Genomic DNA, 14,721 nt, shown 5'->3' with positions numbered 1-14,721 from the left:
CTACGCGTGCGCGGGGCGCGATGCGGTCAGCGCACCGCGGCCACATGTCCGTCCGGCCGGATCAGCACGGCCTCGGCGTCCTCCCAGCCGTCCCGCTCCTCGGCGGGCCAGCCCCGTACGACATGCAGGGCTCCCGGGACCGGGGCCAGGGCCGGCGCGGTGGTGTCGTCCGTACGGGTCAGCAGGACGTGGGCGGCGTCCCGCAGGTGTTCGTAGAGGCTGCCGGTCCCGTCGCCCTGGCGCAGGACGAGGTCGGGCACGCGGGTGCCGACGAGTGGGTGGGCCTCGGCGCCGGGCTTCGGCGGGTACGCATAGTCGAGGGCCGTGATCTGTCCGGCCAGGTACTGGTTGACCTGGGGGAATTCGAGCAGCCGGGAGAAGAGGTCGCGCAGGTGCTGCCCGCCCGGAGTGAAGTCGAAGACCATGGTCGTCTGAGCGAGGGTGTTGGCGATCACGGCCTCCCCGATGGGGTGGCGTTCGTCGTGGTAGGTCTCCAGAAGTTCCTCGTCCGCGTCGCCACGCACCACCGCGGCGAGCTTCCAGCCGAGGTTGGTGGCGTCCTGGAGGCCGGTGTTGAGTCCCTGGCCGCCGAACGGCGAGTGGACATGGGCGGCGTCGCCGGCGAGCAGCACACGTCCGGCGCGGTACCGGGCGGCGACACGTGCCGGGTTGCCGACGCGGGAGAGCCAGGTCGGTGAGTGGACACCGCAGTCGCCGCCGGTGAGGCGGATGAGGACCTCGCGCAGCTCCTCGAAGGAAACGGGTTCCTCCTTGGTGACCTGGCTGGACTGGCGGTCGCAGACCATGATGCGGTGCCGGCCCGTGTCGGGGACCGTACCGCCCATGAACCAGCCGAGCCTGCTGCCGTCCGGCGCGGGGAAGTGCCGGATACCCAGCTGGCCGAGCCATTCCGGGGGTTCGCCGAGGGTGACATCGGCCAGGATGTACGTGGCGGTCGTACCGCTGCCGGGGAAGTCGATGCCCGCGTGTTTGCGCACGGCGCTGTGGGCACCGTCGCAGCCGACGACGTATCGCGCGGACACGCTCTCGCCGTTCTCCAGCTTGAGGCGGACCCGGTCGGGGTGGGGGGTGAGGCCGACGACGGCGTTGCCGCGTTCGACCGCGACCCCGAGTTCGGCGAGCGCCTTTTCGATGACCTCCTCCACGACGTTCTGCCGTACCGACAGGCCGTAGGGGTGGCTGGTGTCGAGTCCGGCGAGGTGGAGCCAGGGCAGCAGGCCCGCCACGTTGGCGACGGGGAGTTTACGGGAGCGCTCGCCGGCGACCCGGTCGAGCAGGCCGCGCATGTCGAGGATCTCCAGGCTGCGTGCCTGGAGGCCGAACGCCCTGATGTAGGGGCTGCGTTCGGTGTCGCGTTCCAACACGCGCACATGCACGCCACCGATGGACAGTTCCCGCGCCAGCCAGAGGCCGACGGGGCCGGCTCCCACGATGGCGACGTCCACGATGTCTTGTTCAATGGGCACAGAGGCTCCCGAGAGTCGGTGAGATCGGGTCAGCCTCAGGCTAGAAACGGGCTCTAAAGGCCGGGAAAGGCAATGGAGTTGTGACCGGAGCGGTCGTCCTCGCCGGTTCCGCGGTGGCACAGCAGCACCACGCCGCGGGCGGCCGCGGTGGCTCCGACCACGGCGCACACGACGCCCGGCACGCCCCCGTCGAGCCGCTCGCCCAGGAGGGTCAGGCCGATGAGGCAGGAGGCGACGGGGTTGGCGAGGGTCATGAGGACCAGGGGGGCGCCCAGGCCGCCACGATAGGCGATCTGGGAGAGCAGGACACCGGCCAGGGCCAGCGGAGCGACGAGGGCGGCGGGCAGTGCCGTACCGGTGTTCAGCAGGGCGCGCAGACCGCCGTCCATGACGGCCACGGACACGCTCTGGGCGAACGCGGAGCCCACCGCGAAGGCGATGCCGGCAGCGATGGCGTATCCCGTGCTGCCCGCGGCGGACTTGGCGAGCAGGACGACCATCGCGAGGCAGACGCCGCCCAGCAGGCAGGTCTGCGGCACATTCAGCAGACGGTCCACGGGGCTTTGCGAGGGGGTGGTCGCCAGGAGCATGCCGGCCAGCCCGACGAGCGCGAGTGCGATACCGCGCCATTCGCGGGCACCGGCCCGGCGCCTGGCGAAGGCGGCGCCCAGTGGCACGGCGAGGACGACGGTGAGTGCGCCGAGCGGTTGCACCGTGGTCAGTGGCCCGTAGCGCAGGGCCGCCACATGGACGAGGGCGCCGAGGGCGTTGAGGCCGAGCGCCGACAGGCCCCCGCCGCGGCCGAGCAGGCCGGTCTGCGGGTGGGCGGTGGCCGCGGTGCGCGCGGCTAGGCGTTCTTGGAGCACGGCACCGAGGGCGTAGCAGGTGGCGGAGAGGACCGAAAGGAGAATGCTCAGTGCTGTGGTGTTCATCGCGGCCCCCACTGGGCAAGTGCGCGACTCTCGAAGCCGGGCGCGGTCTGTCGGCGCGGGAATGGCGGGGATAGCAATAGCGGCAATAGCAGGAACAGCGGGAATGGCAGGAATGAACGGAGCCCGGCGACCAGCCGGGGGATGTACCGGTCGCCGGGCCCGTTTTTCGCACCGCCCCGTCCCCACGGATCGGTGCGAACCCGGAAGCTCATCTCCGCTGGATGAGCGGTTCCGGGTCCCGGGCCGCGGGGCGTGTCGTCCGCGGCGGCCCGAGACGTGTGCTGGGTGCTGGGTGCCGAGTGGCGGCGGCTCGGCCGGTCCGGGTCGAACCGGCCGTCGGCGTCAGACGTGGACGGCCGCCTCACCCGTGGCACTGGAGCCTCGCCGGGTCAGCAGAGCGAGTATCGCCCCGCAGCCCGCGATGACGGCGGAGATGGTGAAAGCGAGCCCCATCCCGCTGATGAAGCTGTCGTGCGCGACCTTTGTGATGGTCTTGCCGACTTCCGCGGGGGTGCCTTCGGGTACGGGCGCCAGTCCGACGGAGATGGCGTCCTTCATGGCTTCTTGCTGCTGCGCGTCGACCTTCGGGAGGTCGGCGGCCGCCCACTTGCCAGGCAACTGGTCACCGACCCGGGAGGACATCACCGCTCCTAGTACGGCCGTGCCGAGGCTGCCGCCGACCTGCATCGCCGCCTGCTGGAGGCCGCCCGCGATACCGGCGTGCTCCTCGGGGGCGTTGCTCACGATCACATCGGTGCTGGCAACGATGACAGGGGCGAGTCCGAGGCCGAGGAGGACGAACCACAGGGACATCGAGAGGGTGCTCGCGTCGGTGTCGAGGGAGCCGAGCCCGAGGATGGCGGCTCCCGAGAGGGCCATACCGCCGGCCAGCGGGAGCTTGGGACCGTACTTCGACATGAGGGCGCCGCCGATCGGGGACCCGATGATCATCATGGCGGTGACGGGCAGCAGGTGGACGCCGCTGTCCACCGGGCTCATGCCGTGCACGTTCTGCAGGTAGAAGGTGATGAAGAACAGGCCGCCCATGAAGGCGAAGGCCATCAGGACCGTGACGACGGTGGCCGCCGACAGCGAGACGGAACGGAACAGCCGGAGCGGGATGAGCGGGTCGCGGGCCTTGGTCTCCCAGACCGCGAAGACGACGCCGAGGACGATCGCCGCGGCGAGGAAACCGATGGTCTTGGCGCCGGTCCACCCCCACGCCTCGGCCTTGATCAGGCTGAAGATCAAGCAGAACATCGCGCCGGACAGCAGCAGGACGCCGGGAAAGTCGAACGCGCCGTCGGCCCGCTTCTCGGCGGGGGGCTTACGCAGCACGACGAGGCCGAGCGCGAAGGCCACGACGCCGACGGGGATGTTGAGGAAGAACACCGACTCCCAGTTGACGTGCTCGACGAGCACACCGCCGACGATGGGGCCCGCGGCGATCGAGGCGCCGATCACGGCACCCCAGATGCCGATCGCCATGTTGAGTTTCTTCGCGGGGAACGTCGCGCGCAGCAGGCCGAGTGCGGCCGGTTGCAGCAGGGAGCCGAACATGCCCTGTAGGACGCGGAAGCCGATGACGAGGCCGGGGCTGCCCGACAGGCCGATGGCGGCCGACATCGCGGCGAAGCCGACAACTCCGACCAGGAAGGTCTGACGGTGGCCGAAGCGGTCGCCCAGCTTGCCGGCGGTGATCAGCGAAACGCCGAGGGCGAGCAGATAGCCGTTGGTGATCCATTGGATCTGTTCCAGCGACGCCTTGAGGTCCTGCTGGATGGCGGGATTGGCGACGGCGACGATCGTACCGTCCAAGGTCACCATCATGGCCCCGATGCCGACGGTGAACAACGTGAGCCAAGGGTGCCCGCGCAGGCCGCGGCCTGGCCCTGAAGAGGCTGTTTCCGTGGAGTTCTGTAAGGAGGTCTGGGCCATGACGGCTCCGATCGAATGATGTCGTGACAGACAGCGAGGGCAACTCAGACAGAAGATATGGCAGCCACTGACAAACGTCAATGTCTGCTAGTAGACATCTTGTGCCATGATTTTCTGGCACAATGGTCCCCACATCGGTCGCGGTACGGATACCTAAGGAGTTGGCCACAGGTGAAGCTGGGAGCCGAGGCGGGCGAACCCGGACTGCGGGAGCGGAAGAAGCAACTCACCCGCGACGCGCTGATCCGCTCCGCGATCAGCCTGTTCACGGAACAGGGTTACGAGAAGACGACGGTGGACGAGATCGTCACCGCGGTCAACGTGTCACCACGCACGTTCTTCCGTTATTTCGCCGGCAAAGAGGACGTCGCCCTCGCCCCCGTGACCGAGATCGACGAGCGCGTCCTCGAACTGCTCGCCCAACGCCCCCCGAGCGAAGGCCCTCTGGAGGCGCTGCGCGGATCGGTGCGGGAGACCTGGGCAGACGTCAGAGAGCAGACGGAGCGGATCAGCGGGGTCACCGCACTCGCCAGGATCCTGCGCATCATCGAGACCGCTCCGGGCCTGAGCGCCGCGCACGCACAGCGCACCATGGCGTTCGAAGAACGCCTCGGCCGGGAAATCGCCCGAAGAGAGGGCGTCGACTACGACACCGATCCCCGTCCCAAGCTGGTGGTGGCCATCTTCACCGCGGTGACACGAGTGGCCAGTCGCTGCTGGGGCCTTGACGAGGATGCCGATCTCGACGCGGTCGCGCAGACGATCGAGGAGCACTTCGACCTGCTCCTGCCGACACTCGAGGGCCCGTGGGCCCCACAGGTTCCGCACTGAGCGCGCCTCCTCCGCCCCCTTCACCGAACCGTCGCCGAACCGCCGGGGGCCTTCGTACACACCGGGGCCTTCGTGCACAAGGGATCAGCTGCGCAGTTCCTCCAGCAGGCGCCGCTCGACCGGAGTCAGCGGACGCTCGGGACACAGCCGTTCAGGGTGGCGAGGGGCCGGTCCCTCGCCTGGCGGCGTGGCGGTCTGCGCCGGGACGACCTGCGGGAACTGGACCCAGAGACCGCCGAAGGTCACCAGCATGTCCCAGACCATGCGCAGACAGCAGGCACCGCGCGACCGCTCCATACGCGCCATTCGCTCAACGCTCCTCGCTCGCAGCACCGCCATCGAGGCAGGGCACTGTTGGGGTGGGCAGTACCGTGCCGGTCGTCGCTTAAGGCCCACTGAATGACCAAGCCGCAACTGCGCCAGCGAACCGACGAGTTCCGGCCCCATCCACGCAGGCGAGGTGTTCCTCCTTCGCCCACTGTCGGACAATGAGCGGGCAATTGACCCAGAGAGGCCCGTCGCATGCTCGGGGGACCCGGCGGCCGCCCGGACATCCACGGAGGAAACCGTGCTCGACGACCGGTCCGTCTCAGTGCACTGCATCACCCTGATGCCCCGGCCGAAGTTTCAGCTCGTGTGCTTCCCACCTGCCGGGGAAGGAGTGTCGTACTACCGGTCGATATCGGAAGCACTGGCACCGTCCACCGAAGTTCTGTCGGTGCAGTACCCGCAGTCGCCTCCGGATCCCGCGGGCGGGGATGCGTTGCAATCCCCCTCGCCGGCGCACCTCATCGCCGAAACACTCGTCGACCGGCTCGACAGCCCCACGGTGCTCTTCGGTCAGGGGCTGGGCGCCACCGTCGCCTTCGAAGTGGCGCACAGCCTCGAACTGGCCTTCCTGCTCAACGACCGGAGCGGGGGCAGGCTGGCGGCCCTGCTGGTGTCCTCCCAGCCCGCACCCTGCCATTCCCTGGCCAAGGATGCGGCGATCACCTGTCCCATCGGCGTCTTCCTGGGTGACGCCGACCCGTTCCTGTCCTACGACGAGGCAACCGCCTGGGCGTACCACAGCAAGGAACGGTTCGACTGCCAGATGCTGCACGGCGGCAAGGACTACTTCAGAGACCGCCCTGCCGAACTCGTCAACGCGATATCGGACTACCTGCTCATGCTCGACTGACCCGGATCGGGCCGCACAACGACAGCGACGAACGGGCCGCTGATCGAACCTGAGCCTCGTCTCAGCCGTCGGTGCCGAGTCCGCCGTCGAAGGTTTCCAGACCGTCCTTGATGTCGGTCAGTACGTCGGCGGCCTCAGCACCGTCGATCACCCGGTGGTCGAAGGCGAGGCTGAGCCGCATCACCTTGGCGATGTCCACCTGGCCACCACGGACGACCGGACGGTCCGCCGCCCGCCCGACTCCGAGCGTGATGGTGGTACCGCCCACCGAGTGGAAACCGTCCACCGGCCGGTGGCCCAGTGAGGTGACGGCGAAAGTACCCATGAAACGGGCCCGCGTCTCCAACGGCCGGACCGTACGCCGGAACAGCGCCCGCCCCACCGGACCGGGCAGCCGGTGCAGCAGGCGCACTCCCCCGAACTCCGGCGCCTTCTGCGGATCCATGTCCTTGACGTGGTCCAACTGCTTCTGGATGTCCAGGAGCCCCTGGGAGTCGAGCCCGGGAAGGACCGCGGACAGCACCACCCGCCGACCGCCCATGGTCTTGTCGAGAGTGACCTTGGCGTTGGCAGCGGCGTACCGCGCGACCCGTGGCCGCAGCCGCCCCCTGATGGCGGCGTTCGCCTCCGGGTGGGCCACGAGAACCCGAGATGACACGTGCAGCACATAGCTGAGCACCGAGTACGGCTGGCCCGACTCGCGTGCCCTGGCACGGTGTTGCATGACGCGGGTCATGTCGACCTCGGTGTCGAGGAAGACGGGCGAGAAGGAACGGATCTCCCGCAGGAAGTGCAGCGTGTGGCGGCGCTCCGGCGCGATGGGCACCACCGCCGCATTCCTGTCGGACCTCTTGATCGCAGTGTCGGCCACAGCCCTTTTCCTTCCTTGCGCCGCACGTTCAGCCGTCCGGGGAAGCCTCTACGACAGGCCTTAAGCCTCCCTTTTGGCTTGGCTCATCCGCTCCGGCCCGAGTCGGCCTGTAGTGCGTAGGCACCAGGACAGGTGAGTGGCTGGTCCGGGTGGACCAACGGAAGACGGCGGCCGGGGACGATGCCCGGAAGGGGCGCCGGAAGGAAGGGTTGGAGGCGCGTGAATCCCGCGCGTTTCCCCCTTGCCCAGCGGTGGCGGCGCACGCATCAAGCAGGTCCACGCCCTTGCTCGCAACCAACGATGAAAAGGACGTCCATGTCCGAAGCTGTGGTTTCCCCGGTCCGCATCGAGAGGCTGTCAATCGGCGCCCTCGGCATCTTGGCACTCGCCCTCGGCACCCTGCAGTCAGTGGTGGAGCCTGCGCTCCCGCTGCTGCAACGTGAGATGGGGGTCAGTCCCGCCGAAGGGGCGTTGATCGGCAACACGTTACTCGTCACCGGCGCGGTCGTCGCACCCGTCGCGGGCAAACTCGGCGACCGCTACGGCGGAAAGCGGGTGCTGATCTGGCTCATGGCCGTGGTCTCGGTTGGCGGTCTGTTGGCCGGCCTGGCGCCGAACCTGCCGGTGTTGTTGCTCGGTCAGGTATTGCAGGGCGTCATGGTGGGTGCGCTACCCCTCTCGTTCATCCTGGTGCGCAAACACCTCCCGGCAGGAGAGTCGCAGCTGGCTCTCGGGGTGGTCATGGCGCTGTTCACGGGCGGCGGCATGGTCGGAACGCTGTTTGCCGGGCCGATCGCGGAAGGACTGTCCTGGCATTGGATGTTCGCGCTGCCGACGATCGCGATCATCGCGATGACGTTGGTCGTGGCCCGGCTGATGCCGCATGATCAGCCGATCCAGTCGGACAACAGGATCGACTGGCCTGGCATGGCTCTGCTGAGCGGCACGTTGCTCGCCTTCATGCTCGGGCTCGTGAAGGTGACGGGCGCCGGGCTGCCGCCACTCGCGGTCGGTGCCATCGCGGTGGTCGTGGCCGCCCTCGCGACCGGATGGGTCGCCGTCGAGCGCCGGACGGCCTCGCCGATGGTCGATCTGCGCATGCTGGCAAAGCCTGCGATATGGCATTCGTGCGTGCTCACCCTCGTCATCACCACCAGTTTCGGGATGGTGGCCTTTCTGCTCCCGCAGCTGTTCGCGGTATCGGCCGACGGGTACGGCTTCGGAGCCGACACCACCGACATCGGACTGTTCCTGCTGCCCGGCGCCATCGCCGGGGCGGTGAGCGATTCGGTCGGCGGGATCGCGGCGCGGCGTTTCGGTCTGCGTGCCGTGCTCATCGTGGGCGCCGTCGTCACGGCGGCCACGATGATCGCCGTGGTGTCGCTGCACACCGCGGAGTGGCAGCTCGTTCTCGCGAAGGTGCTGGCCGCTGTCGGCGCGGGCATCGGTACCACGGCGTTGCTCACCCGAACCGCCACCGCCGTCGAGACCAGGGACACCGGCATCGCCACCAGCCTGCTCGTGGTGACACGTGTGATCGGCGTCGCCGTGGGCTCCCAGGTCGCCGGCGCGATCCTCGACGCCGGGGCCGACTCGATGTCGGGCCAGCCCACCGAATCGGCCTTCGTCACAGGTTTCGCCGTCGCCGGCCTCGTCGCCGCATTGTCACTGCTCGTTGTCCGTATCACGAAGAAGGGAACCCAGGCATGACACCCACGGGTCTGTCGATGGATGTAAGTACTCTCGCGAAGCGCACAGTTCTGATCTCCGGGGCCAGTATCTCCGGGCCCGCCCTCGCGTACTGGCTGCACCGGTCCGGATGCGCGGTCACCGTGGTGGAGAAAGCAGGCGCACTGCGCGACGGTGGTTATCCGATCGATGTCCGCGGTATCGCGATAGAGGTGGTCCGGCGGATGGGGATACTGCCGCAACTGCGGGACGCGCACATCGACTCGCGTCGCTGCACCTTCCTCGACGCCGATGGCAGTGAAGTGGCCTCGCTCAGCCCGCGCGCCGTTGCCGGCGGTGTCGAGGGACAGGATCTCGAGGTGCGTCGTGGGGATCTGGCCGCGAGCCTCTACGCGATGGTCCGCGACGACGTGGAGTTCCTGTTCAACGACTCCATCGACGCCCTCGACCAGTCCGGACAAGGGGTCGACGTGACTTTCCACAGTGGGCAACGGCGCACGTTCGACCTGGTAGTCGGCGCCGACGGGATGCACTCGCACACCCGGGAGTCCCTGTTCGGCCCCGAAGAGCGGTTCCACCGCTACCTCGGCTATTGCTTCGCCATTTTCACCATGCCGAACACCTTCGGGCTCTCCCGCGAGCTCATGATGTGGAACACCCCGGGGAAAGCCGCGGCCCTCTACGCCGTCGGGGACAACGACGAACTGCACGCCTTCCTGAACTTTCACCAGCCAGAACCGCCGTCCGACGCCCTCCGGAACCCCGACGCCCAGCGGGACCTGGTCGCCACGGTCTTCGCGGGCGCGGGATGGGAGGTCCCTGGCATCGTCAACGCCATGCTCGACGCGGATGACCTGTTCTTCGACACGGCCGGTCAGATCCGCATGCCCCACTGGTCCAGCGGCCGCGTCGCGCTCGTCGGCGACGCCGCGTACGCACCCTCGTTCCTTACCGGACAAGGCTCAAGCCTTGCGCTCGTCGGTGCCTACATGCTCGCCAACGCCCTGGCCACGCACCGGGACCACACCGCGGCCTTCGCCACCTACGAACGCGACATTCGCGAGTTCGTAGCCATGAATCAGGCTCTGGTCGACAACGGTGCGGCCACCCTCTTCCCCACCACGGTGCGGGCCCTGGAGCAACGCAACACCATGCTGCGTGGCCTCGTCACCATGCCCTCCGCGACACCACGACCGGCCCACTCAGCCCTTACGCTGCCCGAATTCGCCCCGATGCCGTGACCTGATACGGCACCGACCGCCTGTGGGACTACGACAGGCGGTCGGTGCCGCCGTCGGGGGTGGCGTGGGCCAGGCCCGTCCGGTAGGCAATGACGACGAGTTGCGCCCGGTCGCGGGCCTCCAGCTTCGTCATGGCGCGCTGCACATGGGCGCGGACGGTGAAGGGGCTGAGGAACATCCGCTCGGCGATCTCCTGGTTGGACAGGCCGGTCGCGACCAGGGCCACCATCTCGCGTTCGCGCGGGGTGAGCACGGCGAGCTGTTCGGGGTGGTGCGACGGGGCGTCGTCCGGTGTGGCGAGGAAACGGGCGACCAAGGAGCGGGTCGCGGCGGGGGACAGCAGAGTGTCGCCGGCGGCGATCGTACGCACGGCGCCCAGCAGGTCCTCGGCCCCGATGCCCTTGCCGATGAAGCCGCCGGCCCCCGCGCGCAGGGCCTGAGCGACGTACTCGTCGGTCTCGTACGTGGTGAGGATCAGGATGCGGCTGGCACGCAGCTCCGGGTCCGCGCAGATCTCCGACGTGGCGGTGAGACCGTCCACCTCGGGCATCCGGATGTCCATGATCACCACGTCCGGGCGCAGCTCCCGGGTGAGTCTCACCGCCTCCCTGCCATCGGCGGCCTCGCCGACCACGGTGATGTCGTCGGCACTGTCGAGAAGCAGCCGGAAGGCACCGCGCAGCAGGGCCTGATCGTCGGCGAGCAGCACCCGGAGCGTCACGGCGCACCTCCGGCCGCTCCGTCGCCCGTCCGTCCGTCGGCTGCCGCTCCGTCGGCTGCCGCTCCGTCGCCTGTCGCTCCGTCGGCCATTTGCCCCTCGTTGGTTGTTGCTCCGTCAGTCTTCCGCGTCGTGTCCTTGGCGGGCGGGAGGGGCAGCTGGGTGGAGACGAGGAAGCCGCCCTCCGGGCGCCTGCCCGCGGTGAGGTGTCCCCCGACCGCGGTGGCACGTTCACGCATCCCGATCAGACCATAACCGGGCGGACGGTCCGCCGCCGCGGACGCACTCGGGCCCGTGGACGCACCCGCTCGCGCGGACGCGGTCGGCGCCGTACGGGCGCCCCCTCCGTCGTCGGCGACGGTGATGGTCACGCGATCGCGGTTCCAGGCGAGGCGTACCCGGGCGCTACCGGTCCCGGCGTGCTTGGTCACGTTGGTCAGGGCCTCCTGGACAATGCGGTAGGCGGTGAGGTCCACTCCCGGCGGCAGCGGCCTGGCCGTGCCCTCCTGGTGCACCGACACCTCCAGACCCGCGCGGCGGAAGGACTCGAGGAGCGTGGGTAGCCGGGCCAGTCCGGGCGCCGGTTCGCCGGTCGCGGCCGCGTCGCCGGACTGACGCAGCAGACCGACCGTGGCCCGCAGTTCGTCGAGCGCGTGGCCGGTGGTCTCGACGAGCTCCTTCAGGCTCTTGCGGGTCTGCTCCGGGCGGGCGTCGAAGAGGTGGGCGGCGACCGTGGCCTGCGCGTTGGCCAGGGTGATCTGATGGGCCACGAGGTCGTGCAACTCCCGGGCGATACGAACCCGTTCCTCGGACACTCTCCGGCGCGCCTCGCTGTCCCGGCTCTGCTCGGCCCGCCGGGCCCGCTCTTCCGCAGCCGCCAGGTAGGCCCGTCGGTTCTGCGCCGAGTGCCCGAGTACGCCGGCCACCAGCGGGAACGCCGCCACCGCTCCCACCCTGCTCGCATCCTTCCACGAGAGGGCCCCGAACAAGGGGGCGGAGGCGACCAGCAGCGCCGCGGAGGTGAGTGACACCGCGCTCGCCGCGTGCCGTTCGGTGCGCGCGGTGAGCGAGTAGGCGGTGATCACGGCGGGGGCCACGATGAGCGGGCTCAGCAGGAGACCCAAAGGCGGCACCAGCATGCCGCTCACAGTCGTGACCGCCATGGCGGCCAGGGGCGCCCGGTGCCGCACCGGCAGCACGGCACAGGACACCACGGCGATGAAGTAGGCGGCGGCAGGCGGCGGTGACAGCGTCCTGCCGTCGTCCCCCAGCACGCCGCCGAGCAGACAGAGCGCGAACGCCGTCGCCGTGACCGCTGCCTCCCGCCACCACGTGCTGCGTGGTCGCGGGCCACCGCCACCCGTGTTCGTCATAGCCGGATCAGTGCCGGTGCCGGCCGACGGGGAGCCGCGGCACCGCCGCGTCCAACTCGGCCGCGGAGGCCGGGACATGCCCGCTCAGCTTCTCACCCTCGATATCCACATTCGGCAGCACACGGTTCAGGATAGGGGGCAGCCACCAGGCCCGGTGGCCGAGCAGGGCCAGGACCGCGGGTGCGATCGCCATCCGGACCACGAAGGCGTCGAAGGCGACAGCGGCGGCCAGGCCGACGCCCATCGTCTGGATGGTCGGGCTGCTCATCCCGATGAATCCGGCGAACACGCTGATCATGATGATCGCCGCCGCGGCCACCACACGTCCGCTGTGCCGGAAACCGCTGACGATTGCCTCGCATGGGGACGCGCCATGGACGTACGCCTCCCGCATCCGGGTGAGGAGGAAGACCTCGTAATCCATGGCGAGGCCGAACACTATTCCGATGATGAGAATCGGCATCAGCGACATGACCGGTCCGGTCTGCTCGATGCCGACCAGGTCTGCCGCCCAGCCCCACTGGAAGACGGCGACGAGGACGCCGAAGGCGGCACCCACCGACAGCAGGAAGCCGAGCGCGGCCTTGACCGGGACCAGGACCGAGCGGAAGACCACCATCAGCAGAAGCACCGCCAGGCCGATGACCACGGTCAGATAGGGAATGAGGGCGTCGGACATGGCTTCGGAAATGTCGATGTTCATCGCGGTGGTGCCGGTCACCAGGATGTCGGCGCCCGTGTCGGCCTCGACGCCGGAGACCGCGCTCCGGATCGCGTGCACCAGGTCCTTGGTCTCGCCGCTGTTCGGCGCGGTCCGCGGGACGGCGGTGAGGACGGCCGTGTCCTTGCCCCGGCTGAGAACCGGATCACCGACCGACGCGACCCCGTCCACTCCCCGTACGGTCTCGGCGACCAGGTCCGTGGTGGCCCGGGTGTCCCCAGACCCCGAAGACGCCGACGTGTCCACGACCACGGTCAACGGGCCGTTGAAACCGGGGCCGAAGCCTTCTGACAGCAGGTCGTAGGCGCGGCGCTCGGTGGTCTCCACCGACTTGGACTCGTCTCCGGGCAGCCCGAGTTCGAGGCTCAGCGCCGGTACGGCGACGGCGCCGAGACCGAGTCCGGCGATCAGCAGCACGGCCGCCGGCCGGCGCAGCACGAACCGCGCCCAGCGGGTGCCGAGCCCGGGCCGGTCGGCCGCGGCGGGCACCGGGTGCGGGCGCTCGCTTCCCGGGCGCTCGCCTCCCAGGCTCTCGCTTCCCAGGCTCTCGCCTCCTTGGCGCTCGCTTCCCGGCCGGGTGGCCTTGCGTACAGCGCGGGACAGTACCCTCCGGCCGAAGAAGCCGAACAGCGCGGGGACGAGGGTCAGTGCGACGAGTACGGCAAGGGCCACGGCGCCCGCGCCGCCCATGCCCATCTTGGTGAGTTCGGGGATTCCGACGACCCCCAGCCCGACCAGGGCGATGAAGACGGTCGCGCCGGCGAAGACGACGGCGGATCCGGCCGTGCCCACCGCCCGGCCCGCGGCCTCCTCCGGCTCGCGGCCCTGGGCGCGTTCGTCGCGGAAGCGGGAGGTGATGAAGAGTGCGTAGTCGATGCCGACCGCCAGCCCCAGCATCAGCGCCAGGATGGCGACGGTGGACGTCAGGCCAAGCGGCACGGCCAGCGCGGAGACCAGGCCGAAGGCGATGGCCACGCCCACGAAGGCGGTCAGCAGCGACAATCCGGCCGCGACCAGCGACCCGAGGGCGAGGACCAGCACCACCGCTGCCACCGCCACGCCGATGATCTCCGTCGTACCGCCCGGTTCCTCTTCCGAGTCCAGGGCCGAGCCGCCGATCTCCACGGTCAGCCCCGCGTCCCGGGCCTGGCTCGCGGCGTCCTCGAGGGCGCTCTTCGTGGGCTCGGCCAGGTCGACGGCGTCCGCGGTGTAGGTGATCGTGGAGTAGGCGATGGTGCCGTCCTCGCTGACCGCGCCGGTCTCATAGGGGTCGGTGGTCGACGCGACCTGATCGCCCCCGTCCAGCGAGCCGAGCGCGCCCTCGACGGCCGCCTTGTTCTCGCTGGCCGTCACCCGCTGCCCGTCCGGGGCCCGGAACACCAAGCGGGCCTCGGCGCCTTGGGAGTTGCTCTGGGGGAAGCGCTCGTCCAGCAGGTCGAACGCCTTCTGCGACTCGGTGCCGGGCATGGAGAGGTCCTCGTCCTTCCCCTCCGGCGCCGTGGCGGCGGCGACGACGGCCAGCACCAGGACACCCAGCCACACACCACCCACGAGCCGACGGCGCCGGAAGGCCCACCGTCCGATCCGGTAAAGAAATGTCGCCACCTGTTGATCACTCCAGACACCGCTAGGCAAGGGGGAAACGCGCGGGATTCACGCGCCTCCAACCCTTCCTTCCGGCGCCCCTTCCGGGCATCGTCCCCGGCCGCCGTCTTCCCCTGGTGCGCCCGGACCAGCCAC

Annotated in this window: 12 protein-coding genes; 4 read left to right on the top strand and 8 right to left on the bottom strand. The window is 69.6% G+C overall.

Annotation, left to right across the window (positions count from 1 at the left end):
* Nucleotides 1–26 precede the first annotated feature (26 nt).
* The 3 genes from ACWDSL_RS46455 to ACWDSL_RS46445 all read right to left on the bottom strand — a co-directional run bounded on the left by ACWDSL_RS46455 (nucleotide 27) and on the right by ACWDSL_RS46445 (nucleotide 4,357).
* On the bottom strand, nucleotides 27–1,487 hold the full coding sequence (locus tag ACWDSL_RS46455) for an FAD-dependent monooxygenase (protein ID WP_450494909.1): 1,461 nt from the start codon (nucleotides 1,485–1,487) through the stop codon (nucleotides 27–29).
* 53 nt (nucleotides 1,488–1,540) lie between these two features.
* Entirely contained in the window at nucleotides 1,541–2,419 is an 879-nt protein-coding gene (locus ACWDSL_RS46450) for a hypothetical protein (RefSeq protein WP_450494907.1), read from the bottom strand.
* 342 nt (nucleotides 2,420–2,761) lie between these two features.
* Entirely contained in the window at nucleotides 2,762–4,357 is a 1,596-nt protein-coding gene (locus ACWDSL_RS46445) for an MFS transporter (RefSeq protein WP_450494905.1), read from the bottom strand.
* Between the two features lie 171 nt (nucleotides 4,358–4,528).
* Here ACWDSL_RS46445 and ACWDSL_RS46440 point away from each other — a divergent pair, with 171 nt between their 5' ends.
* Nucleotides 4,529–5,188, top strand: coding sequence for a TetR/AcrR family transcriptional regulator (locus ACWDSL_RS46440; RefSeq protein WP_450494903.1), 660 nt, complete (start codon nucleotides 4,529–4,531; stop codon nucleotides 5,186–5,188).
* Between the two features lie 84 nt (nucleotides 5,189–5,272).
* Here ACWDSL_RS46440 and ACWDSL_RS46435 read toward each other — a convergent pair whose 3' ends face one another.
* Nucleotides 5,273–5,494: a DUF6059 family protein gene (locus ACWDSL_RS46435; RefSeq protein ID WP_450494902.1), complete on the bottom strand. Its 222-nt coding sequence runs from the start codon at nucleotides 5,492–5,494 to the stop codon at nucleotides 5,273–5,275.
* A gap of 304 nt (nucleotides 5,495–5,798) precedes the next feature.
* Between ACWDSL_RS46435 and ACWDSL_RS46430 the strand changes: the two genes are divergently transcribed.
* Nucleotides 5,799–6,368 carry a thioesterase II family protein gene (locus ACWDSL_RS46430; RefSeq protein ID WP_450494911.1) on the top strand — a complete coding sequence of 190 codons (570 nt, stop codon included), beginning with the start codon at nucleotides 5,799–5,801 and terminating at the stop codon, nucleotides 6,366–6,368.
* A gap of 61 nt (nucleotides 6,369–6,429) precedes the next feature.
* Here ACWDSL_RS46430 and ACWDSL_RS46425 read toward each other — a convergent pair whose 3' ends face one another.
* Nucleotides 6,430–7,239, bottom strand: a complete 810-nt coding sequence (locus ACWDSL_RS46425) for a 2-oxo acid dehydrogenase subunit E2 (protein WP_450494901.1) — start codon at nucleotides 7,237–7,239, stop codon at nucleotides 6,430–6,432.
* Between the two features lie 315 nt (nucleotides 7,240–7,554).
* Here ACWDSL_RS46425 and ACWDSL_RS46420 point away from each other — a divergent pair, with 315 nt between their 5' ends.
* Together ACWDSL_RS46420 and ACWDSL_RS46415 are read left to right on the top strand one after the other, a co-directional pair.
* Nucleotides 7,555–8,949 (top strand): MFS transporter, encoded by a 1,395-nt coding sequence (locus tag ACWDSL_RS46420; protein WP_450494899.1) that lies wholly within the window; start codon nucleotides 7,555–7,557, stop codon nucleotides 8,947–8,949.
* On the top strand, nucleotides 8,946–10,169 hold the full coding sequence (locus ACWDSL_RS46415) for an FAD-dependent monooxygenase (protein ID WP_450494897.1): 1,224 nt from the start codon (nucleotides 8,946–8,948) through the stop codon (nucleotides 10,167–10,169). Before ACWDSL_RS46420 ends, ACWDSL_RS46415 begins: the two co-directional genes overlap by 4 nt.
* A gap of 28 nt (nucleotides 10,170–10,197) precedes the next feature.
* On the opposite strand, the gene ACWDSL_RS46410 is transcribed toward ACWDSL_RS46415, so the two are convergent.
* The 3 genes from ACWDSL_RS46410 to ACWDSL_RS46400 are packed head-to-tail and all read right to left on the bottom strand — an operon-like array spanning nucleotide 10,198 to nucleotide 14,586.
* Nucleotides 10,198–10,890, bottom strand: coding sequence for a response regulator (locus tag ACWDSL_RS46410; protein ID WP_450494895.1), 693 nt, complete (start codon nucleotides 10,888–10,890; stop codon nucleotides 10,198–10,200).
* Nucleotides 10,887–12,260, bottom strand: coding sequence for a sensor histidine kinase (locus ACWDSL_RS46405; RefSeq protein WP_450494893.1), 1,374 nt, complete (start codon nucleotides 12,258–12,260; stop codon nucleotides 10,887–10,889). The genes ACWDSL_RS46410 and ACWDSL_RS46405 overlap by 4 nt, the downstream gene beginning before the upstream one ends.
* A gap of 7 nt (nucleotides 12,261–12,267) precedes the next feature.
* Nucleotides 12,268–14,586, bottom strand: coding sequence for an MMPL family transporter (locus ACWDSL_RS46400; protein ID WP_450494891.1), 2,319 nt, complete (start codon nucleotides 14,584–14,586; stop codon nucleotides 12,268–12,270).
* Between the last annotated feature and the right edge of the window lie 135 nt (nucleotides 14,587–14,721).

The sequence above is a fragment of the Streptomyces sp. NPDC000941 genome (genome assembly GCF_053599555.1).
Note: the sequence above shows the minus strand (reverse complement) of the source record. Positions and strands in the feature narration are given on the sequence as shown.